We start from the raw sequence: 21,610 nt of genomic DNA, 5'->3' as shown, positions 1-21,610 counted from the left end.
GCCGCCGCCGCGGCCGGGGTCCCCGGGCTCGGGGCACCCGCAACGCTGCGACCCGCGCCGGGCGCCATCAGGCCGGTGCCGGGCGCGCCGGAACCGCCACCGCCACCGCCGGTTCCACCGCCCGTGCCGCCGCCTGGCGCGCCGGTCGACGGTGTGCCGGAGGTCGGTGTGGTCGCGGCCGGAGTGGTGTCGGTCGGGGTGGCGCTGCTGGGCGAGGTGTCGTCGTCGCTGTGGTCGCCGTCGTCAGTGCTGTCGTCGGCCGACTCGTCGGTCGTCGGGGTTTCGTCGGTGGTGGGTTCCTGCTCGTCCGTGGGGGTTTCGGTGGCGGCCGGGTCGGTGGTCGGCGAATCGTCACCGTTGTCGGTACCGCCGCCGGTGCTCCCGTTGTTGTTGTCGTCGTTGTTGCCGCCGGTGCCGTCGTCGACCGTGGAATAGAGCGGGTTGGTCGGGCTGACCGGGGTGGACAGCTTGGGCACGATGCCGTCGGCGGCCCCGAACGGGGTGACGTAGTTGTTCCCCATCACCTCACGGGCCTTCTCCTCGGCGTCCTCGCGTTCGTCGCCGTCGAAGGCGTTGTCCCAGGTGCTCGGAGAGGTCCAGCTGAACTTCTGGACGACCTCGGGCAAGGCATCCTTGGTCGAGGTGATCGCTTGGGCGGTCTCGTGGACCCGACTGGCCAGCGCCTCCAGCTCCGGCGTCAGCTCGGTGGCCCGCTGCGTGTAGTTCGCGATCGCCGTCCGCGACTTCTCGGCGGCCGCGCCGTCCCACGCCGCCGAACTGGCGCGCCGCATCCGGTCCGCGAACACGGCGACACCCTCGCGCCATTTCTGCGCGATCTGCGCGTACTGACCGGCCGCCGCCAGTGCGTTGTCGTTGGGCTGCAACGGATTGAACGCGCTGTTGATCTGCTCGTGACTGAAATCGACCGGCAACTCTTTGGTCTTGATCTGGGGATCCTCGAAAGCCATCGCCGTGTCCTCAGGCTCGATCTTCCGCGGTGTCGCCGCCGCCCGGTGTGCCGGGTTGCGGTACAGCGGCCATCAATTCGTTGTAGCGGGAGGCGAATTCGGCGTCGCTCGCCTGGAACTTCTGCGCGATCGTGCGGTGGAGGACTTGGAGGTCTTCCACGATCTGATAATGCTGTTCGAGGACGGCGTGCACGCTGTTGTCCGATCCCTGGCCCTTCTCGCGGAAGCGGCGCACCAGGGTTTGCGCCGAAGTCAGTTCGGCGACGGCTTCGCCAAGCCCCCACACTTCGCGGTTGGAGATGTCGGTCGCTGTGCGCTGAAGTTCGGTGATCAAATCCAGGAAGGTCTTGCACTCCCGCTCGATGTAGACGAACTCCTCGGCATCGAGTCGGACAGAGCCGCCGAAGGTCACCGACAGCCTTCCTTCGGCTGCTTCTGTCAACAGGTCCTGCAAGGGCCGTTCGCCGCTCACGTCAATCTCCCCCGGTCAAAATGTCGGTCGAATGTGCTTATGCGTTCGCCGGAATCAGCGGAACGATCTTCTCCGCGAGGCCACGCGCCAGCATGCAGGTGTCGAGGTGGCCCGTCTTGTCGCGCGAGTCAGGGTTGTCCAGTGAGAACTCGAGGCTCCCGCCCTGCATCGCGACGTTCAGCGTGCAGACCGATCGCGGGTTCTTGTGGTCGGCACGGCTGGTGGCCAGCGCAGATCGCCCGTTGACGACATACTCGTCGCGGACGGTCAACTTGGTGTTTGCTCGTACCTTCTCGACAGTGAGGTTGGTCGTGGTGATCCCGACTCCGTATCCATCGGACATCACCCAACTGCACCCCCGCCACTTGACCCCACCCGCACCGTCATAGTCGGCATTGTTGTTCGAACTGGCCTTGTGCAGCCCCTCCGAATCCAGCACCGCCTTCGGAATGTCCTTACACGTGTCGAACCCAGCAGGCACGTCAGCCGCCATCGCCTGCCCACTCGCCGTGCTGGCCCCCGTCGCACCTTCCCCGTCGGACGTCCCGCATCCGGTCGCCAGGATCAGCACACCGATCGCGCTCGACACCGCCAGACTGCACCGCATCGCGGCCCCTCCTCGACCTTGTTCTGCCCTCGTGCCGGGAAGTCCCCGCCCCTTCGGCCTGTCACGATACCCATCCCCCGTGCCCGATTCCATCCCCCGAACGCGCAGCAGATGTGCTCGGGGCCTGCCAGAGTTGCGCTGACCGATGAACGTGTCCGTCCGGGTAGGTTTGAATCGAAGAGGTGAGGATCTTTGGGCGAGACGGTCAAGGCCGACTTGGACGCGCTGCGCGCCTCGTCGACGACGCTGAGCACGCACGCCAGCACGATCGACGGGATCGTCAGCCCGATCAAGACGTTTCCGGTTACATCTACTCTGGGCTAATGTTCAGCTCTTCTAACACCCGCTCATAACTATCGATATACACCATATATGAATTTTCGTTTGGGTCCCCAAACAATGCCATCACATCAGCCAGCGCATCACGCTCGGCCGGGCTGATCGAAACCTTATCCTTCACCAGGCTGGCGCATAGGTTATCGATCAGTAATGTCCACTCACCAACTTCGCTGTAAGTTTGGCACTGCGCCAACACTTCGGGCCGCAGACGGTTCGCAAACCGTTCTAGTAGGGCCGTGGAGTCGTTGCCCATCTTTACATATCGGGCCTTCTGCTCCGGAGTGAGTTGTTGCCTTTTACGCCTCGCGCTCGGCCTATCATCAGAATCCATGGTTGTCACCTAACTTTACTTGATCGGGTTGCCATTTTCGTCGTTTTTATATACGCCTGGACCGCTCACCGGGTAACCGGTGATAATGTTACCCGACGGATCCACGATAACCTCGATAAGAACGCCATCTCGCGTTCCGGTGACCTTCCAAGTGCCGTGGTTCTGAAATACCGGAACCTGATCGGGATTCTTGGCGACATCCTCAATGCTGTTGATGATGTGATCGTCTGTCCAAACTTTGGTATCCGGAAATTCATTCTTTCCTGGAATACCGACGCCGGGAGCGTGGCCGCCGTTCCCTTTTCCGTCGCCGTCGAGGATATGAATTCTCCTCATTTGACTCATGGAAATTGAGCTCGGAACAGGCCCTTGTACCTTATCCCATTGGGTACCGAGGCCATTGGTGGATTGTGTCGGGTCCACTGTGGTTACAATTATCGGCAACTCGACGATGGCCAGGAGATCGCCGTTTGTCACCGCGGCGGTGGTGAAATTAAGGGTACTGAGGGTGGCGAGGAATGCGTTGGCCGGCCCGGCTATGGCCCAAGCTGCATCGTTCAGGAAGTCGATATCTATCTCGACCTTGTTGTCGTTGGGCGACTGCGACGGCTGCTTGCTCGGCGCCTTTTCCTTCGCTGGCTGCTCCTTGACATTCACCATCGAACGCCCGATTGATATGGCTGTGACGATGACTACCGCTGCGAACTGGGTATTGATGTCTGCACGCATTTTCGCCAAGGCAGTGTTGTGGGTCTCGACTGCATTGGCGATGTCGTGCGCGGCGGTGCGGATTTCGCGGAGTTTGTCCGCCAGCTTGCGGAGGTTGGCCGCATGGTTCGGGATATCGTCCGGGACGTCGGTTCCGTAGCCTTGTTCCAGTCCGGAGGCGACGGTTAATAGTCGTGCCACGCCGTATTCAAGAGGGTCTGAATTGGCGAAGGTTTTCCACATAGTTGCGGCGCGTGCGAGTTTGTCGGTATCTCCGTCGGGGACTTGGCCGCCAGTGACAAGTGTGGTGACCTTGTCCTGTAGTTCGGTCCAATCTGTCTGAAGACCATTGGTATAGGCTCCCGACGATGCTATACCGACGACTGCGCCCGCGCCGTAGGGTAGCTCGGACGGGATTCCGGTGGGCAATGCCGGTGGGTCGCCCTTGTTGGGATTGCGGTTCGCTGTGTGTTCTGAGGACTTCCAGTTGTAACCGGACGCCGTCAGTATGTCCCCGTAGTGTTGCAGAGCCCGCGCGAAGTTGGTTGCAACCATTGTCAATGCGGCGGCGCGGTCATCGTAGGATTTCGACCACGACTTGACTGCTTCGTAGCCACCTGCCATTGCGCTTGTTTCCAACAGTACGGTTTGCGGCGTTTCGTAGACGGTTTGGAATTTTTCCGACAAGTCGTAGCACGCTGTGGCCGCGCTTTCATAGGACTGCGGCGAGATTGCGGCCATGGAAGTCAGCCACCGCTCATTCTCAAGTTGGCTTGCTGTGCCGCACTGTACGCGTTTCGTGCGGTAACGGCGGCGTTGTACATCTGGGTGAGTCCTTCGATTACCGTGGCAGCCCCGGTAGCCCATTCTCGGTAGGCTTCCTCTTGGGCATCAGCAGCGGCCCCCTGCCAGTTTTGCTGGATGGAGGCGATTCGGTTGTCGATGCCATCGAGGCTTTCGGTGAGGAAGCCGATGAACCCATTGGCGCGGCTGATGAGCTGGTCCAACTCGTCGATGTCGAAGGTGAAATCGCGGGAGTCGTCGGCCATTACATGTTCAATTGCGGTAGGTCGAGTGCACTGAAAGTTTCGGAGTTCGAGATGTCTTGGCTGGCAACGGCTTTGCTTGCGATGCCCAGCAGCTCACCCATCGTCGTGAGGGCGTTCAGTACGTCTGCGGCACCCTTCTTGGTTTCGGTCCAGCCGTCCCCGAATGCCTCTGCTGCCGCACCAGTCCAACTGTCCAGGGCGGTCGATACCTCGCGGTCAAGCGTGCCGAGCCCGTTGATCAGGGACTCCGCGACCTGCTGGATATAGACGCCGGCATCGGTCACATCGTCCGGCACCATCGCGAAAGCTGCCCCGGGCGTTTCGTTTTCCCCCGCCACGCGTATCCCCCTCCCCAAGCCTTCATCGCCAGCCTAGTGGTGGCACTGTGGGGCCGCAACAGACGAGGATTCAGCCAACCGAGTCGCCTCCACGCTGTACGTATGGCCCCTACTTCCGCAATATCACGGTGAAGATTTCCGTGTTTTCGTCGGTTTCTCCGTACAACCACGGCTTGCGGAGTTCGGTGAGTTGAGTTCCGTGCTGCTCGGTGGTGGGTGCGAAAATCCCCTGGTCACCGACAGTGACCAGGGGACTTCCGATCTGGACGTCAGTTCTTGACGAGTTCCGGGGTCGTCGGTTCCTCGGCGTCCTGCGCGCCGTGTGCTCCGTGCGGGTTGGCGGAGCGGTTGGGGAGCAGGACGGCCATGGCGATGACGATCAGGGCCAGGACGGCCGAGACCAGGAAGGCCAGGCGCATGCCGTCGAGGGCGGCGGTGGTCGGGTCGGTGCCCTCGTCGATGAGCGAGGTGCTGCGGGCGGACATGACCGTCACCACCAGCGCGGTGCCGAAGGCGGCCGCGACCTGCTGCAGGGTGCCGAGCATCGAGCTGCCGTGCGAGTACAGGTGCATGGGCAGGGCGCCGAGGCCGAGGGTGAACACCGGGGTGAACGCGGCGGCCAGGGAGATCATCAGCAGGATGTGCAGGCCGAGCAGCTGCCAGTACGGCATGGTCAGCGAGATCTGGGTGAAGCCGGCCAGCGAGACCGCGATGCCGATGGCACCGGGGATCACCAGCACGCGGCCGCCGAACTTGTCGAACAGCTTGCCGACGGTCGGGCCGAGCAGGCCCATGGCCAGACCACCCGGCATGACGAGCAGGCCGGTCTCCAGCGGGCTCAGGTGCCGCAGGTTCTGCAGGTACAGCGGCAGCAGGATCATCGACCCCATCATCGCCAGGAACGCGACGGCCATCAGCACCAGCGCCTTGGCGTAGGTGCCCGACAGGAACACCCGCAGGTCCAGCAGCGGAGTTCCGTTGCGCTGCAACTGGAACTGACGCAGGGCGAACGCGGCCACCAGCACCACACCGCCGGCGACGATCAGACCCGCGGTGGTGTAGCTGCCACCGTGGAACTGGCTCAGGCCGTAGACGAGCCCGCCGAAGCCGAGCGCGGCCAGCGCCACACTGAGCACGTCGATCGAACCGGCCTCCGGCTCACCGACGTTCTCCAGCTGGCGCAGACCCAGCCAGGTGACCACACCGGCGATCGGCAGCATGATCACGAACAGCCAGCGCCACGACGCGACCTGCAGGATCAGACCGGAGATGACCGGGCCCATCGCCGGGGCGACGGAGATGGCCAGGGTGACGTTGCCCATCACCTTGCCGCGGTCCCGCTCGGCGACCACGGTCATCAGGGTGGTCATCAGCAGCGGCATCATCACCGCGGTGCCGCCTGCCTGGATGATCCGGCCGATCAGCAGCACGGCGAAGGTCGGGGCCAGCGCCGAGAGGACGGTGCCCGCGATGAACACGCCCATCGCGGTCGCGTAGGCCTGCCTGGTGGTGACCCGCTGCAGGAACCAGCCGGTGGTGGGGATGATGGCGGCCATCGTGAGCATGAACGCGGTGGAGACCCACTGCGCGGCCACCTCGGTGACGTGCAGATCGGCCATCAACCGGGGGATGGCGTTGATCATGATGGTCTCGTTGAGGATCACCACGAAGGTCGCCAGGACGAGTACCCGGATGACGAGCGGTGTCCCGCCCTGCTTGGGCGTGGACAGGTCGGCTGGCATTGGGGTACCTCCAGGAGCATGCGGTCGGCTGGGCGCGCGGTCATCACCCGATGCCGAGTCGCAGACGGTGAGTCCTCGGCACCTCATGAACTTGAGACGGTGTGCAACTGTCCAACTCATCGGGCGCGGGCCAGTATTCCGGTCACCACCGACAGAAATCACCTGATTTTCCCCCGCGGTATCTGTGACGCATGACGGTGGCCCGCAGGTGAGAGCCCTCTTTTGTCGAGTTCCGAGATCTTCGGTGACCCTGCTCACCCTCGATATCGAAGCCGTCGAGGCGGGGCGTGGCACGGTGTGTCGGCTCACGTCGCGGGGTATACCGAGGTGGTGACTGCATCGAGACTGTGGCTTGCTGTGGTGTGTGTTCTCGTCGCCGTGCTCGGGGGCGCCAACGCGAATGCCGATCCCGGCGCGCGGGTGGCGGGCGAGGTGCCCCTGGGCGGCCGGGCGGTCCAGCTCGATGTGTATTCCCCGGCGATGGGCCGGGTCATCCAGAACAAGGTGATCAAGGCCGCGGGGGCGGGCGCGCCGACGGTGTATCTGCTCACCGGGGCAGGCGGCGGTGCCGACGGGATCTCCTGGTGGGACGACACCGATGTGCGCGGCTTCTTCGCCGACAAGTTCGTCAACGTGGTGATGCCGGTGGGCGGCGCGTTCACCCTCTACACCGATTGGATCTCCGAGGACCCGAGCCTCGGCCGCCCGCGCTGGGAGACCTACCTGACCCAGGAACTGCCCGAGGTGATCGACGGCGCGCTCGGCGCCAGCGGCCGCAACGCCATCGTCGGTGTGTCGATGAGCGCGGGCTCCGCGCTCGACCTGACGATCCAGGGCGGCCCACGCTTCGACGCGGTCGCCGCGCTGAGCGGCTGCCCCTGGTCGGCGGATCCGGCCGGGATCGGCCTGGCCAGCGCGGTCGCGGTGCGCGGCGGCGGCAACCCGGGGAACATGTGGGGCCTGCCCGGCGGGCCGGGCTGGCGGGCTCACGATGTGTTCGCCAACGCGGGCAGGCTCGCAGGCAAGACGATCTTCCTCGCCGCGGCCACCGGCATCCCCGGCCCCAACGATCACGGCCTGCCGATGCCGCCGGTGGAGGCCATCGCCGGCGCCTGCACCGCCGCCTTCGCCGGCCGCCTCGCCCAGCTGGGCATCCCCGCCACGCACGTCCACCGGCCGACGGGCTCGCACACCTGGGGCCAGTTCGAGACGGATCTGCACGCGGCGTGGCCGCACCTGGCCGCGCGCATCGGCGCCTGAAACAGGGCGCCCGCGTTCAGGATTCGACGGCGACCGGCACGGGCTGAGCCACCGGCTCGGTGGGGCGCCGGGGGCCGCGCCCGGACCCCCCCAGCCGCAGGGGGGTTGCGAGGGGCGCGCGCCCCCCGCGCGGCCAGCGGATCGACCGGCCCCGCGGGCGCCCCCGGGGGGGGGGGGCCCGCCGCCCCCCGCGCCGGAACCACCACTGCAGCAGGGCGATTCCGAGGAGCGCGAGCACCGCGCTCGGCAAGCTGATCGACAGGCCCGGCGGCCGCCACGTGACCACCAGTTCGGCGTTGTGCGTACCCGGCGGGACGTCGACCGCGACGAAGGTTCCCGCGACGGCGCGCACCGGGATCTCCTGCCCGCCGAGCGTCGCGTGGTAGCCGGGCCAGGCCAAGCGGGACAGTACGACTCGGCCGCCGGTGCCCGAGGAGACCGTCGCGCGGTTGGTCAACCCGCCGTCGGCCATCACGGTCGCGTGCACGCCCGACTCGTGCGCGATCAGGTCGCCGGGCGAGGGCAGCGGGTTCACCCGTTCCAGCACCCAGATCTGGTGTTCGTGGCCGGGATAGTGGACGAACTTCCAGCCGGCCGGTGCCGGCTTCTCGCCCGCGTCGGGGTACTGGGCGCGTTGCAGGACAACGCGATCCAGGCGCATCAGGTCCACGATCGGCGTATCGGTCGACGGCTCGACGGCGAAGACCCTGCGGTAGGCGTCGGGGCAGGTGCCGCCGTCCCAGGCCATGCAGAGCAGACCGGCGAAGGCCGCGTGACCGACCGGGGTGTAGCCGTTCACGTACTGCAGGCCGAGGTTCTTGGCGTAGCTGCCGAGCGCGATGGACCCGTAGGTGCCCGCCAGCGTCCGCTCGTCGTCGCGCACCGCGATCCGGTCGGCCAATTGCAGTGTGCGGCCATCGAAGTCGGGGAAGGCCGCCGTCATCTCCGAGCGTCGCTCCGGGAACCCGTACGACAGCGGGGTCGCCGGCGCCGCTGCCACCTGCGCGAAGGCGATGGGTCCGGTGGCGACGATGGTGAGCGCGGCGGCCGCGGCGATGCCGCGCGTGCGCGCCAGCCACAGCGAGGCCGCGCCGAGCGCGACCACGACCGCCACCCCGAGGACGTGCCGGTCGAGGAGTTTCGGTGCGGCGGAGAAGGATCGCAGGAACAGCAGGCCGATCAGCGCGCCCGCCGCCGCGTACCGCCGCCGCGAGGAATCGAATGCCCCGTAGCGGCTGAGCAGCACACACACGAGTACCAGCAGCGCGATCGCCAGCATCGGCAGCACCCGCGCGGGCCAGCGCAGCGGGCCGATCGCGCCCGGGCCCGCGGTCCACATCAGCGTGGCGACGGCGAACAGCGCGATCCCGCTCCATTCGGCGGCCGCGCGGGCGGCGGCCTTCCAGTCGATGAAGGCCAGCGCCGGGATCACGAACCAGGCGATGTAGACCATCGGTAACGGCTGCACATGGCCCCACCAGGCGGTGAAGGCGGGCACCGTGCTGGGCAGGCTGGCATTGAGCGATTCCGACCACGGCACGGTCAGGAAGGGGTCGTTGTGGATGGTCGACACGTCACCGCGCCAGGTGGCCTGCGAGGACAGCAGGATCGGCAGATTGGCGACCAGCGAGGCCAGTGCCGCGAGCCCGGACGCGGCGACGACCCGCAGGACCGGCGCCCACCGGCGCTGGTACAGGTACTCACCCGCCGCGACGGCGGCGATCATCAGCCCGGATTCGACAGCGGGGAAGGCGTATTGGATGGTCAGCGCCAGGTACAGGAAGACGAACAGGGGGATCGGCCCGCTGCGCCCGCGCGCGTAGAGCACGGCCGAGGCCCAGGCGTGCACGAGCCAGGCGGTGCCGGTCTGCGAGGTGAACCAGCTGGCCTCGTCGAAGAACAGGAACCAGCCGCTGAACGGGAACGCCACCCCGGCCACCGCGGCCAGTGGCGCCTTGGCGCCGTAGGCCAGGCAGATCCGGAACACGCCGAGCGCCGCGATCGCGGAGAACACGAACTTCACCGCGGTCGCGTACAGGGCGAGATCGTCGAACGAGGGGGCGAGCAGGTAGACGAGCAGCTGCGCCGGGTTGTAGAGCCCGGCCTCCTCGAGGCTGTAGTTGCCCGCCATCCATTCCCAGGGCACCATCGCCGGGAATCGCCCGGCTCGCAGTTCGTTGCCGAGCAGCTGCCACATCGGCACGTACTGCGCCTCGGTGTCGTCGGTGTAGAAGTGCCGAGGGTCGCCGAGCAGTACCGCGAGATACCCGGCCAGGACGGCGATCACGACGATGATCGCCCACCGCATCACTTCTTTTCGCGGTTCCAGTACCGCGCGTGTCCACACGAGCGCGGGAGCCTAGGGCATGGAGGTGAATCGGACAATACCGAGCGGTGTCGCGGCGTGGTGGTGGACGTTTGTCCAGCTCAGATGTGGTTAGGTGGGACTCAGCACAACTCGGTGTGTCAGCACTGTCGGGGATCGTGATTGATAGCATGGCGCAACCGAGCCGACCCTTCGAGAGAGTCATCAATGCAGTTCGAAATCGTCGAGCGGGACGAAACCTGGGTGGCCGGTCTGCCGGTCCGCAGTCCCAAGCGCGCGCTCGGTGAGCTGCGCGACCGTGATCTCGAGGCCGCCTGGTCCGCGGTGCTTCACCAGGACCTCGGCGGCCCGCTGGCCAGCGCCTACACGGACTTCTCCGGGGACCTCGGCACCTACAACACCCAGATCGTCGGCTATCAGTGCGACTCGCTCGAGCAGGTCACCCGGGGCCATCTGGCGGCCCGCCTGCCGCGCGGCACCTACGCCAGGTTCTCCTCGGTCGGTAACTTTCCGCAGGTGATGACGGATCTGTGGACCCAGATCGCCTACGCCGAGGAGCACAACCAGATCAAGCGCACTCACACCGGCGATTTCGAGTGCTACCCGCACGCCTACAAGATCGATCTGTACCTGGCGGTAGATCCGCGATGAGTTACACGATCGTCGTGCGCGCGGGCGCGCTCTACGGTGGCCTGGCGGTCCCGCGCGTGCATCCGAGCTTCAAGGTGAGCAACAGCGATCTGATCGAGTTCCTCAAGGACCGCCTGCGCGACCGGCCCGAGGGCGGCGAGCCGCTGCACACCGTCTACGTCCCGGACTCGGCGGGGAACTGGAACGCGCTGGTCGCGCGGGAATTCAGCGCGCCGGACGAGGTACCGGTCGGCGATCTCATGGTGTCCGTTCCCAAGGGCATCTACGCTCGCTTCGTTCCCAACGGTGACTACCACGATCCGGTGGAGGATGTCTGGGCGCAGGTCGACGATGCCACCGCCTCGGCGGAGATCTCGCGGGCCTATCGCGAGGAGATCGAGGTCTGGCACGGTCCCGACACCGTCGAGCTCTTCGTCTCCATCACTGTTGATAGCTAGCTATTAGCTGATTTCGAACCGTCCGGTCTGGATTTTCACCCTCCTTCTCGGCTTACCTGTTCTGACCTGCGGATACTCCACATCGTCCGAGATGTTTCCGGAAAATTAGCCACTCCTGTGGTGCAATCCCCTCGCATAGCGGATACTGCACCTGTCGGCATCGGTAGGACGCGGACCGCGCGCGGGCGCGTAGCACGGAGTAGGAACACGATGGCTGTCGAAGCAGCGCGCGACGGCGCGGGGTTGCGGTGGATTCACCGCACCGGCGGATGGGTCGCGGAGGCGCGGTTCCTTGGTCGGGCCCCTCGATGATCGAACTGGATTCACCGGACAACGTCTACCGCCCACTCGTGCTCGATCCGGCCCATCGCGCCGACGCGGCAACCCTGCGGCAGCTCACCGACGCGGTCGGCGTCCGCGTCATCGACCTGCGCGCCGGGCTGCGCGCCGAGCTGTCCGAGCTCACCGGCGCGCCGCCGGACCTCGACCCCGACGAGGAGCGGTGGGTCTACTACCCGTGGCGGCACACGCTCATCGCGATCCTCGGGCCCGCCGCCTTCCGCGCGATCCGGCTCGACCGCAACCGCAACAAGCTCACCCGCGACGAACAGCGGCGGCTGGCCGGGCTCACGGTCGGCGTCGTCGGGCAGAGCGTCGGCCATTCGGTGGCCTTCACCCTCGCGCTCGAGGCCTCGTGCGGACGGCTGCGACTGGCCGACTTCGACACCATCGAGCTGTCGAATCTGAATCGGGTGCCCGGCGGGCTCTTCGACGTGGGCGTCAACAAATCGGTGGTGACCGCCCGCCGCGTCGCCGAGCTCGATCCGTACCTGCCCGTCGAGATCTGGACCGCGGGCGTGCTCGGCGAGACCGCCGACGCGTTCGTGGACGGCCTGTCGATCGTGGTCGAGGAATGCGATTCGCTCGACATCAAATTCGCGGTCCGCGAGGCGGCCCGGCGGCGCCGGATCCCGCTGCTCATGGACACCAGCGACCGCGGTCTGTTCGACGTCGAACGCTACGACCTCGAACCCGGCCGGGTGCCCTTCCACGGCCTGCTCGGCGAGACCACCGGCGCCGACCTGGCCGACCTCGACACCAGGGCCAAGGCGCCGCACGTGCTGCGCATCCTCGACCCCGGTCAGCTCTCCGCGCGGATGGCGGCGAGCCTGGCCGAGGTCGGTGAGACCGTCACCACATGGCCGCAATTGGGCAGTGACGTGCAGCTGGGCGCGGCCATCGTGGCCGCCGCCGTGCGCCGGATCGGGCTCGGTGCCAAGCTCTCCTCCGGCCGCACCAGGGTCGATCTCGAGGCGGCACTGGACTCGCTCGCCGAACCCGGCCACGTCGAGGAGTGCGCCGACATCGCCGAAGACCCGGTCGAGGAGCCGCCCACCGACCCGCTGGCGGCCATCCTGTCCTGCGCGCAGCGGGCGCCGTCGGGCGGCAACACCCAGCCGTGGCGGCTGCGCGGCACGGACCGGCTGGTGGAGATCGCGCTCGATCCCAGCGTGACGACCGCGCTGGATGTCCGGCTGCGGGCCAGTGCCGTGGCCGTCGGCGCCGCGCTGCACAACGCCAGGGTCGCCGCGGCGGCCTTCGGGCTGCTCGGGACGCCGGAACTGCGCCTCGACGACCCGGCGACGCCGTTGCTCGCGCGCCTGCCGCTCGCCGAGGGCGCCGACAACGATCTGGCCGCCGATTACCCCCTCGCGCTGAGCAGGCAGACCAATCGCAGGCTCGGTTCGGCGGCGCCGCTGTCCGGGACCGTGCTGCCCGCACTGCGCTCCGCCGCCGGGGCCGAGGACGCCACCGTGCACGCCGTCACCGGGGTCGACGCGTTGGCCGAGGCGGCCGAACTGCTCGGGTCCAGCGATCGGGTGCGCTATCTGACGCCGCAGCTGCACGAGCAGCTCTACGCCGAATTGCGCTGGCCGGGTGAGGATCCGCGCACCGGCATCGATGTGCGCACCCTCGACCCGGCCCCGGACGAACTGGCCAAGCTCCAGGTCGGCCGCCGCACCGATGTGATGGACCGGTTGCGCGAGTGGTCGGCGGGCTCGGCGCTGGGCGAATTCACCGTCGATCGGGTGCGGTCCAGCTCGGCGCTGGTCGCCGTCTGCGTCCGGGCACGGGCCGGTGGCGCCCCGGATCTGGCCGATTACGCGCGCGCCGGCGCCGCGGTGGAACGGGTGTGGTTGCGGGCGCAACTGCTGGGGCTCGCGGTGCAGCCGGTGTCTCCGGTGTTCCTCTACGCGCGCGGGTGGGAGGATTTGCGCAGCGTTTCTCCCGAGTTCACAGATACACTTGCCGGGATTCAGAGGCATTTCCACAACCTGCTGGGGATACCCGATGATGAGAACGTGGCATTGGTTCTTCGTCTGAGCTACGCCGCGGCTGCGAGTGTTCGCAGTCGACGGTTGCCGGTGCCCGGCAGTAGGAACGACGGATAGCGCGGATCGGAGACAATGTGCCTCGGCGAACGCTCGACTCACTGGTGACCCAGGTCGCCTCCGAGTTGATGGGTGTCGACGCCACGACCATGGTGGCGGCGAGCGAGCGGGTGCTCGCCGAGCTGGTCGATCACTTCGATGTCGACTTCAGCTACCTGCGCCACACCGACCGCGTCAAGCGGGCCACGGTGCTGGTCGCCGAATGGCCGCATCGCGACGACGTGCCCGATCCCGACCCGCTGCACACGGTCGAGTTCGAGCACGCCGACTCCGTCTTCGCCGCCCTCGAGTACGCGACCGAGCCGCTGATCGTGCGGCCGAGCCGCGACAGCGCCGACTATCAGGAGACGATCCGCAAGTCCTCGGGCATTCCCGAGGTGGCGATGGCCTGTGTGCCGCTGGTGTCGCGGGGCGAGTCGACCGGGGTGCTCGGTTTCGTGAAGATGGGCGATCGCGAGTGGACCAAGCGCGAACTCAACGTCCTCAAGGCCATCGCGGCGCTGTTCGCCCAGTTACAGGCGCGCGTGGTGGCCGAGGAACGGTTGCGCTACATCGCCCTACACGACGATCTCACCGGCCTGGCCAACCGCCGCGCCCTGCTCGAGTACATGGAGCAGCGGCTGCGCCCCGGCCAGGCGGGCCCGGTCGCCACCTTCTTCCTCGATCTCGACCGCCTCAAGGCGCTCAACGACTTCCTCGGCCACAGCGCGGGTGACAACTTCATCCGCACGCTGGCGCGCAGGCTCGAACAGAACCTCGATCCCGGCGACATGATCGCCCGCCTCGGCGGCGACGAGTTCGTCATCGTGCCCGCCGCGACCATGGACGCGGTCGCGGCCGAGCTGGAGGCGACCCGGATCCAGCAGGTCATCGGCCGCCGCGTCTCGGTGGGCCAGGAGTCGGTGAGCCGAGGGGTGAGTGTCGGCGTCGCGCTCGGCATTCCGGGAGAGACCTCGGTGTCGGACGTCCTGCGTCGCGCCGATCACGCGCTGTTGTCGGCGAAATCCGGCGGCGGCAACGGGGTCGCCGTGTTCACCGACGCCATGCGCGCGCAATTCGAACTCCAGGACGACGTGGAGCTCAACCTGCGCAGCGCGGTGTCGGACGGCTCGCTGATCCTGCACTACCAGCCCGAGGTGGACCTGCGCACCGGCCGGATCGTGGCGCTGGAGGCGCTGGTGCGCTGGCAGCACCCCACGCGCGGGTTGTTACCGCCCGGCGCGTTCGTCTCGGTGGCCGAGGCCACCAATCTGGCCGGTGAGCTCGGCCGCTGGGTCATCCGGTCGGCCTGCTCCCAGTTCGCCGACTGGCGGCGGCGCGGGCTGGCCGCCAATGTGGTGATGCGGATCAACGTCTCGCCGGTGCAGCTGGTCAGCGCCGACTTCGTCGAGCGGATCGACGACATCTTGCGCCTGTTCGGCATCGACGGCAGCTCGGTGTGCCTCGAGATCACCGAGCACGTCGTCGTGCAGGACCTCGTGCGCACCAGGCTCACCCTGCGCGGGCTCAAGCGGATGGGTGTGCAGATCGCCATCGACGACTTCGGCACCGGCTACAGCTCGCTGTCGCATCTCAAGGCGCTGCCCGTCGACGCGGTGAAGATCGATCGCGGCTTCGTGCAGCGCCTGGGTGACAGCAACGACGACCTGGCGATCGTGAAATCCATCATCGGTCTCGCCGGTTCCTTCGGACTCGGCGTCGTCGGCGAGGGTGTCGAGACCCCCATGGCGGCCAGGACATTGGTGGGGCTCGGTTGCTACCGCGCGCAAGGGTTCCTCATCGCGCGGCCGATGCCCGCCGAGGAAGTCGAAGCGCAGCTGCGGCAGGGGCGGATTCCGCTCGACCTCGATCTCCCACGCGCGGGTCGCGGCGTGGCCCCGAGTTGACCGCGCCGACGACGGGCGACTGGCTGCTGCTGGAGACCCTCGTCGATGACCTCGCGCCGACCGTCGTCGCGGAGGGCGCGCGGGCACGGCAGTGGGTGGGGCCGATCTGGCTGCACCGAAGGCTCGGGAAACAGCGCGCGGAGCTCGCGCTCGACGCCGTGCGCCGGTGCCGGGCGGAACAGGCGTCGGTGCGCGATGTGGTCGACGGGCAGCTCGTCGTCGCCGAGCCGGTCCGCTGCGCGTTCGACGGGGTGCACGGCGTGCAGTTGTGGATCGGCGACGCCGACGCCCCGGTGCCGCCGCGTCGGCGCGTCGCCGCGTGGGACTGGGCCGCCGACTCCGAGCTCGCCTACCACGGGCCAGGGCTGGAGGAGCTGATCTTCGCCCGCGATCCGGCCGAGGTCAAAGTGGTGCGCACCCCGCCGGACGCCTTCGGCCGGATGGTGGGTTTCGACGGCCGGGTCGAGTACTTCGCCATGGCCACCGCGCTCGAGCCGGGCGGCTGCTGGCAGGGCGTGGTCGACATGCTCGGCGACGACGAGGTGCTGCGCGGCTTCCAGATGATCGCCAGGGCCGCGCCGCGGGTCACCCGGGTGAGCGGGCTGATGCACGCGCTGCCCGAGCACGGCTGGGAGACCGCCGTGTCCGATCCGGAGCTGGCGATGCTGCGCGCGGTGTCCCAGCGCGTGGATGTCGGGGTGGGCGTCATCGCGCTGTCGAGCGGCATCATCTACGAGTGGGTGGTCGAACCGCCGCCGCCGCTGGCGCCGTGGGCGGTGGAGCGGCCGATCATCGACGCGGGCGATCTGGCGGCGTTGCGCGCCGCCTGCGCGCGGGTCGCGGAAGATCCCGGCGCGATCGAGCGGCTCACCCTGCGGGTGCGCTTCGCCGGTGGCGCGTGGATTCTCGCCATGGCCGAACTCGTGTCGCTGGCGACGGCGGCCTCCGGTCACGGACTGCTGCGGGTGTGGACCGAGGATTCCGAGGCCGGTTAGCCGCATCTTTCTCCGCTGTTCACCCCGAGTTGTCCGGGCCGGTTCCGGGGTGCACCCGCGTCGTTGAAGCATCGGGGGAGTGCGCATCGTGCAGCTCGCCAACTTCTACGGTCCGCGTTCGGGTGGGCTGCGCACCGCGCTGCATCACCTCGGCGAGGGGTATGTCGCCGCGGGGCACGAGGTGGTGCTGATCGTCCCCGGCCCGCGCCGCAGCGAGGAAGTGCTGCCCACCGGCGCCCTGCGGATCACCCTGCCCGCGCTGGCGATCCCGTGCACCGGTGGCTACCGGGCCGCCGATCCGCGCCGCGTCGCCGATGTGCTCGGCGGCCTGCGGCCCGACGTGCTCGAGGTCTCCGACCGGCTCACTCTGCGCGGCTTCGGGCGCTGGGCCGGGCGGCGCGGGGTCACCAGCGTGATGATCTCGCACGAACGGCTCGACCGGCTGCTCGGCCAGTTCCTGCCCGGCCCGGCCGCGCGCCGCTGCGCCGACGTCGCCAACCGGCGCACCGCCGACGACTACGACATGGTCGTGTGCACGACCGATTTCGCGCGCGAGGAATTCCAGCGCATCGGCGCGCCCAATGTGGAACTGGTGCCGCTCGGCGTCGACCTCGATCTGTTCAGCCCGCGCCGCCGCGATCAGCGGCTGCGCGCCGACCTCGGCGTCGCCGGGCATCCGATGCTGGTGCACTGCGGGCGGTTGTCGGTGGAGAAGCGGGTCGACCGCAGCATCGAGGCGGTCGGGGCGCTGCACCGTGCTGGGGTGCCCGCGCGCCTCGTCGTCGCCGGTGACGGGCCCCGCCGCGAGTCGCTGGAACGCCGGGCCCGCACCCTGCCCGCCCTGCCGGGCGGCGCGCCGGCGGTCCACTTCACCGGGTTCATCAGCGACCGTGCCATGGTCGCGAAACTTCTTGCCACCGCTGATGTCTCACTCGCACCGGGGCCGCACGAGACCTTCGGCCTCGCCGCGCTGGAAGCCCTCGCCGCCGGAACCCCCGTGGTCGCCAGCCGCTCGTCGGCGCTGGCCGACATCGTGACCGCCGAATGCGGCGCCATCGCCGCCGACCGCCCCCGCGCCTTCGCCCGCGCCGTCACCGATGTCCTCGCCATGCCCACCTCGGGCCGCCGCCGCGCCGCCCGCACACGCGCCGAACAGTTCACCTGGCCGCGCGCGGTCGCGGGGATGCTCGCCGTCCTGGACCGCTGAGTTACTCGCAGACCTGGCGGGTGGGGCAGTTGAGCTGGACGTCGAGGACCCGGGCGCCCGGCCCCTCCGCGCCGAGGCGGTCGTGCTCGTTGACGAGCTTGCAGGAGCCGAGGGACAGGCAGCCGCAGCCGATGCAGCCGGTGAGATTGTCGCGCAGTCGGGTGAGCTGGACGATGCGGTCGTCGAGGTCTTCGCGCCAGGTCGTCGACAGGGTCTCCCAGTCGCGGCGGGTGGGCGTGCGGCCCTCGGGGAGGCGGTCGAGCGCGGAGCGGATCTCGCTCAGCGGGATGCCCACGCGCTGGCTGATGCGGATGAAGGCCACTCGGCGCAGGGTCTCGCGTGCGTAGCGGCGTTGATTTCCGCTGGTCCGACGGCTCGATATGAGACCTTCACGTTCGTAGAAGTGCAACGCGGACACTGCAACTCCACTACGCTCGGAGAGCTGCCCGGGGGTCAGCTCCTTCGTTTGCCAATCGGCCGTCGTCATCTGCGCTCCTCCCGTTTTCGTCCTCAACAATACTTGAGGTTTTTTCGGTGTGGACGAAAACGGCCCGACTGCCTCCGGCGGGTCTGCGGGTCTTCCGTGCCCAGGGGCGCTCCGCGGATTACGGTTTTCGCATGGGAACCGCCCCCGAATCGCGTCTGGCCGTCACCTCCGAGGTCGGCACCCTGCGGACCGTGCTGCTGCACCGGCCCGGCGACGAGCTGCGCAGGCTCACCCCGAGCAACAACGATCAACTGCTCTTCGACGGCATCCCGTGGGTGGAACGCGCCCAGTCCGAGCACGACGCCTTCGCGGCGCTGCTGCGCGAACGCGGCGTGGAGGTGCTGCTGCTGTCGGACCTGCTCGCCGAGACGCTCGAGGTGAGCGGCGCGGCCAGGATCCAGGGTATCTCGGCCGCCGTCGACGCCCGCAGGCTCGGGCACGGCCTCGCCGACCAGCTCGCCGCCGAACTGCGCAAGGTCGAGGCGCCCGCGCTGGCCGACATCCTGATGGCCGGGATGACCTTCGACGAGCTGCCCTTCGGGCCCGACACCACCTCCCTGGTGCGCCGGATGCACCACGGCGGTGACTTCGTCATCGACCCGCTGCCCAACCTGCTGTTCACCCGCGACTCGTCGTTCTGGGTCGGGCCGAAGGTCGCGATCACCTCGCTGGCCCTGCCCGCCCGCATCCGCGAGACCTCGATCACCGATTTGGTCTACGCGTTCCACCCGCGCTTCCTCGGCGTGCGCCGGGCCTACGAATCGCACACCGCCCCGATCGAGGGCGGTGACGTGCTGCTGCTCGCGCCGGGCGTCGTCGCGGTCGGCGTCGGCGAGCGGACCACCCCGGCGGGCGCGGAAGCGCTGGCGCGCAGCCTCTTCGACGACGACCTCGCCCACACCGTGCTGGTGGTGCCGATCGCGCAGAACCGGGCCACCATGCACCTGGACACCGTCTGCACCATGGTCGACACCGACGCGGTGGTGATGTACCCGGGTGTGCGGGACACCCTGCGGGCGTTCACCATTCGCCGCGAGGACGGCTTCTCCGGGCGCGGCGACCTGGACCGCATCAGCATCAGCGGGCCGGAACCGTTCCTGCCCGCCGCCGCGGCCGCCATGGGGATCCCGCGACTGCGGGTGATCGACACCGGCCGCGACGGGCCGACCGCCGAACGCGAGCAGTGGGACGACGGCAACAACACCCTGGCGCTGGCGCCGGGAGTGGTCGTGGCCTACGAACGCAACGAGATGACCAACTCGCGGCTCACCGACGCGGGGGTGGAGGTCCTCACCATCCAGGGTTCCGAGCTCGGTTCGGGCCGTGGTGGTCCGCGCTGCATGTCCTGTCCACTGGCCCGAGACGAGGTGTGAGTGTTCCACGTCGAGCTGTCCACCGATTCCGCCCAGCCACCCTACGAGCAGCTGCGGATGGCCGTGATCGAGCAGGTCCGCGCGGGCACCCTCACCGCGGGCACCAAGATCCCCACCGTCCGCGCCCTGGCCGCCGACCTCGGCATCGCCCCGAACACCGTCGCCCGCGCCTATCGCGAACTCGAGGCCGACGGCGTGCTCGAGACCCGGGGCCGCCAGGGCTCGTTCATCGCCTCCTCCGGCGACCCGACGCGCGACATCGCGGGCCGCGCCGCCGTCGACTACGTGGCGACCGTCCGTCGCCTCGGCCTGCCCGATTCCGACGCGCTCGACTTCGTGCGCCGCGCGATGGACAGCTAACGCCAGCTCGGTAGCCAGAGGTGGTCTTGCCAGCTGGCCGGGGTGATCGGCTGGGCGGTGAGGATGGGCCAGAGCCAGACGAAGTTGGCGATCACCACGCCCAGGTAGATGCTCACGATCAACAGGCCGAGGGCGTAGCGCTCGTTGACGGGTGCCGGTAGGTAGGTCCCCGTCGGGCTGCGCGGTATCCCCGCCGGCCTGGCCGAGCCGAGGATGTCGCCGAGCACCAGCGCGACGCCCATCGCGAGGAAGGGCGCGAGCACGACCGCGTAGAAGAAGTACATCTGCCGGTCCAGGGTGAGGAACCAGGGCAGCAGGCCCGCGCCGTAGCCGACCAGGACGGCGGCGTAGCGCCAGTCCTTGCGCACCACCGAGCGCCACAGCATCCAGCCGAGCGCGGGCAGGGCGAGCCACCACAGGGCGGGGGTGCCGACGGCCATCATGGCCTTCACGCACTGGGCTTCACCGCAGCCGGTGACGGTGCCGTCGGCGTAGTAGTAGAGCATCGGGCGCAGGCCCATCGGCCAGGTCCACGGCTTGGATTCCCACGGATGGTGATTGCCCGCCGAATTGGTGAGACTCGAATGGAAATCCAGGGTTTCGCCCTGGTAGTACCAGAGCGAGCGCAGCGCGTCGGGCAGGAACGAGAACGCGCCGCCCGCGCCGACCTGGTTGCCCACCGCGTACCGGTACACGCCGGTCTCGCTGGCGAACCACGCCCAGTACGACGACAGGTACACCACGAGCGGGATCGCCACCAGCGCGTACAGCGCCGGACCCACGTCCCGGCCGAGGGTGCCCAGCCACGGCTTGCGCACCCCGTACGCGCGCCGCGCGCTCACGTCGAAGGCCACGCTGAGCAGGCCGAAGAACATGATGTAGTAGATGCCCGACCACTTGGTGCCACACGCCAGCCCGAGCAGCACACCGGCGCCGAATCGCCACCAGCGCACGCCGAGTCGTGGACCCCAGTCGGTGATGCCGATGCGTCCGGCGAGGTCGGCGGCGGCCAGGCGGGCGCGGACCTCGTCGCGGTCGACGATCAGACAGCCGAACGCGGCCGTCACCAGCAGGGCCATGAAGATGTCGAGCATGCCGATGCGGGAGGAGACGAAGGTCAGCCCGTCGGCGATGAGCAGGATGCCGGCGAACGCGCCGATCAGTGTCGAGCGCGCCATGCGCCGCACGATCCGGATCACCAGCAGCACCAGCACCGTGCCCGCCAGCGCCGCCGTGCCGCGCCAGCCCCACGCGTTGTAGCCGAACAGGGCCTCGCTGATCGCGATGAACTGCTTGCCGACCGGCGGGTGGACCACCAGACCGTAGGCCGGGTTGTCCTCCACACCGCCGCCGGTGACCATCTGCCAGGCCTGCGGAGCGTAGTGCTTCTCGTCGAAGACAGGGGTGCGGGCGTCGGTGGGGTAGTTCAGGTTCACGATCCGGGTGATCGCCGCGATCAGGGTGAGCACACCGGTGACAGCCCAGCCGCGCGCGGTGTCGAGTGGACCGAAATCGGGAGCGGGGCGCAGCGGCGCCGGGGAGACCACTGCCGACACATGGCGCGTCGCGCGAGTTTCGCTCACCGGGATCACGCCCCGATCGTAGGCGGTGCCCCCGCCGA

General features: G+C 68.4%; 21 protein-coding genes. 10 read left to right on the top strand and 11 right to left on the bottom strand.

Annotated features, from left to right (window positions below):
• The 3 genes from QH270_RS02665 to QH270_RS02655 all read right to left on the bottom strand — a co-directional run.
• The coding region (locus QH270_RS02665) for a hypothetical protein (RefSeq protein WP_280338719.1) at positions 1-968 on the bottom strand (968 nt) is incomplete at its 3' end.
• Positions 969-978: 10 nt separating this feature from the next.
• Complete coding sequence (locus QH270_RS02660; protein ID WP_280338718.1) at positions 979-1,440, bottom strand: hypothetical protein; 462 nt, start codon at positions 1,438-1,440, stop codon at positions 979-981.
• Between the two features lie 37 nt (positions 1,441-1,477).
• Positions 1,478-2,029: a DUF3558 domain-containing protein gene (locus QH270_RS02655; protein WP_280338717.1), complete on the bottom strand. Its 552-nt coding sequence runs from the start codon at positions 2,027-2,029 to the stop codon at positions 1,478-1,480.
• A gap of 210 nt (positions 2,030-2,239) precedes the next feature.
• Between QH270_RS02655 and QH270_RS02650 the strand changes: the two genes are divergently transcribed.
• Positions 2,240-2,371 carry a hypothetical protein gene (locus QH270_RS02650; RefSeq protein ID WP_280338716.1) on the top strand — a complete coding sequence of 44 codons (132 nt, stop codon included), beginning with the start codon at positions 2,240-2,242 and terminating at the stop codon, positions 2,369-2,371.
• Here the strand turns inward: QH270_RS02650 and QH270_RS02645 are convergent.
• The 5 genes from QH270_RS02645 to QH270_RS02625 form a co-directional block, all read right to left on the bottom strand.
• Positions 2,358-2,717, bottom strand: coding sequence for a MafI family immunity protein (locus QH270_RS02645; protein ID WP_280338715.1), 360 nt, complete (start codon positions 2,715-2,717; stop codon positions 2,358-2,360). The two genes, QH270_RS02650 and QH270_RS02645, sit on opposite strands and share 14 nt — an antisense overlap.
• Before the next feature lie 15 nt (positions 2,718-2,732).
• On the bottom strand, positions 2,733-4,166 hold the full coding sequence (locus QH270_RS02640; protein WP_280338714.1) for an EndoU domain-containing protein: 1,434 nt from the start codon (positions 4,164-4,166) through the stop codon (positions 2,733-2,735).
• 5 nt (positions 4,167-4,171) lie between these two features.
• The gene (locus QH270_RS02635; RefSeq protein ID WP_280338713.1) at positions 4,172-4,474 is read right to left on the bottom strand and encodes a WXG100 family type VII secretion target; all 303 of its coding nucleotides are present in this window, start codon (positions 4,472-4,474) and stop codon (positions 4,172-4,174) included.
• On the bottom strand, positions 4,474-4,812 hold the full coding sequence (locus QH270_RS02630) for a WXG100 family type VII secretion target (protein ID WP_280338712.1): 339 nt from the start codon (positions 4,810-4,812) through the stop codon (positions 4,474-4,476). The genes QH270_RS02635 and QH270_RS02630 overlap by 1 nt, the downstream gene beginning before the upstream one ends.
• Before the next feature lie 269 nt (positions 4,813-5,081).
• A complete protein-coding gene (locus QH270_RS02625; RefSeq protein ID WP_280338711.1) occupies positions 5,082-6,554 on the bottom strand; it encodes an MDR family MFS transporter in 1,473 nt (490 codons plus the stop codon).
• A gap of 330 nt (positions 6,555-6,884) precedes the next feature.
• On the opposite strand from QH270_RS02625, the gene QH270_RS02620 reads away from it, so the two are divergent.
• Complete coding sequence (locus QH270_RS02620) at positions 6,885-7,814, top strand: alpha/beta hydrolase (protein ID WP_280338710.1); 930 nt, start codon at positions 6,885-6,887, stop codon at positions 7,812-7,814.
• Between the two features lie 16 nt (positions 7,815-7,830).
• On the opposite strand, the gene QH270_RS02615 is transcribed toward QH270_RS02620, so the two are convergent.
• Entirely contained in the window at positions 7,831-10,122 is a 2,292-nt protein-coding gene (locus QH270_RS02615; RefSeq protein ID WP_280338709.1) for a hypothetical protein, read from the bottom strand.
• Between the two features lie 225 nt (positions 10,123-10,347).
• Between QH270_RS02615 and QH270_RS02610 the strand changes: the two genes are divergently transcribed.
• The 6 genes from QH270_RS02610 (at position 10,348) to QH270_RS02585 (ending at position 17,769) form a co-directional block, all read left to right on the top strand.
• On the top strand, positions 10,348-10,791 hold the full coding sequence (locus QH270_RS02610) for a GyrI-like domain-containing protein (RefSeq protein ID WP_280338708.1): 444 nt from the start codon (positions 10,348-10,350) through the stop codon (positions 10,789-10,791).
• A complete protein-coding gene (locus QH270_RS02605; RefSeq protein WP_280338707.1) occupies positions 10,788-11,228 on the top strand; it encodes an AraC family transcriptional regulator in 441 nt (146 codons plus the stop codon). Before QH270_RS02610 ends, QH270_RS02605 begins: the two co-directional genes overlap by 4 nt.
• Before the next feature lie 308 nt (positions 11,229-11,536).
• Positions 11,537-13,681 (top strand): Rv1355c family protein, encoded by a 2,145-nt coding sequence (locus tag QH270_RS02600; RefSeq protein WP_280338706.1) that lies wholly within the window; start codon positions 11,537-11,539, stop codon positions 13,679-13,681.
• A 68-nt stretch (positions 13,682-13,749) separates the two neighbouring features.
• Positions 13,750-15,567: a putative bifunctional diguanylate cyclase/phosphodiesterase gene (locus QH270_RS02595; RefSeq protein WP_280338721.1), complete on the top strand. Its 1,818-nt coding sequence runs from the start codon at positions 13,750-13,752 to the stop codon at positions 15,565-15,567.
• Entirely contained in the window at positions 15,564-16,562 is a 999-nt protein-coding gene (locus tag QH270_RS02590) for a GAF domain-containing protein (protein ID WP_280338705.1), read from the top strand. Before QH270_RS02595 ends, QH270_RS02590 begins: the two co-directional genes overlap by 4 nt.
• 79 nt (positions 16,563-16,641) lie before the next feature.
• The gene (locus QH270_RS02585; RefSeq protein ID WP_233000738.1) at positions 16,642-17,769 is read left to right on the top strand and encodes a glycosyltransferase; all 1,128 of its coding nucleotides are present in this window, start codon (positions 16,642-16,644) and stop codon (positions 17,767-17,769) included.
• A 1-nt stretch (position 17,770) separates the two neighbouring features.
• Here QH270_RS02585 and soxR read toward each other — a convergent pair whose 3' ends face one another.
• Positions 17,771-18,256, bottom strand: coding sequence for a redox-sensitive transcriptional activator SoxR (gene soxR, locus QH270_RS02580; protein WP_110039761.1), 486 nt, complete (start codon positions 18,254-18,256; stop codon positions 17,771-17,773).
• A 131-nt stretch (positions 18,257-18,387) separates the two neighbouring features.
• Between soxR and arcA the strand changes: the two genes are divergently transcribed.
• Positions 18,388-19,629 carry an arginine deiminase gene (arcA, locus tag QH270_RS02575; protein WP_280338704.1) on the top strand — a complete coding sequence of 414 codons (1,242 nt, stop codon included), beginning with the start codon at positions 18,388-18,390 and terminating at the stop codon, positions 19,627-19,629.
• Complete coding sequence (locus tag QH270_RS02570; RefSeq protein ID WP_280338703.1) at positions 19,630-19,989, top strand: GntR family transcriptional regulator; 360 nt, start codon at positions 19,630-19,632, stop codon at positions 19,987-19,989.
• On the opposite strand, the gene QH270_RS02565 is transcribed toward QH270_RS02570, so the two are convergent.
• Positions 19,986-21,536, bottom strand: a complete 1,551-nt coding sequence (locus QH270_RS02565; RefSeq protein ID WP_432420280.1) for a dolichyl-phosphate-mannose--protein mannosyltransferase — start codon at positions 21,534-21,536, stop codon at positions 19,986-19,988. The genes QH270_RS02570 and QH270_RS02565 overlap by 4 nt on opposite strands.
• Positions 21,537-21,610: the final 74 nt, after the last annotated feature.

Source organism: Nocardia neocaledoniensis (assembly GCF_029868625.1).
Lineage (GTDB): Bacteria > Actinomycetota > Actinomycetes > Mycobacteriales > Mycobacteriaceae > Nocardia > Nocardia neocaledoniensis_A.
Note: the sequence above shows the minus strand (reverse complement) of the source record. Positions and strands in the feature narration are given on the sequence as shown.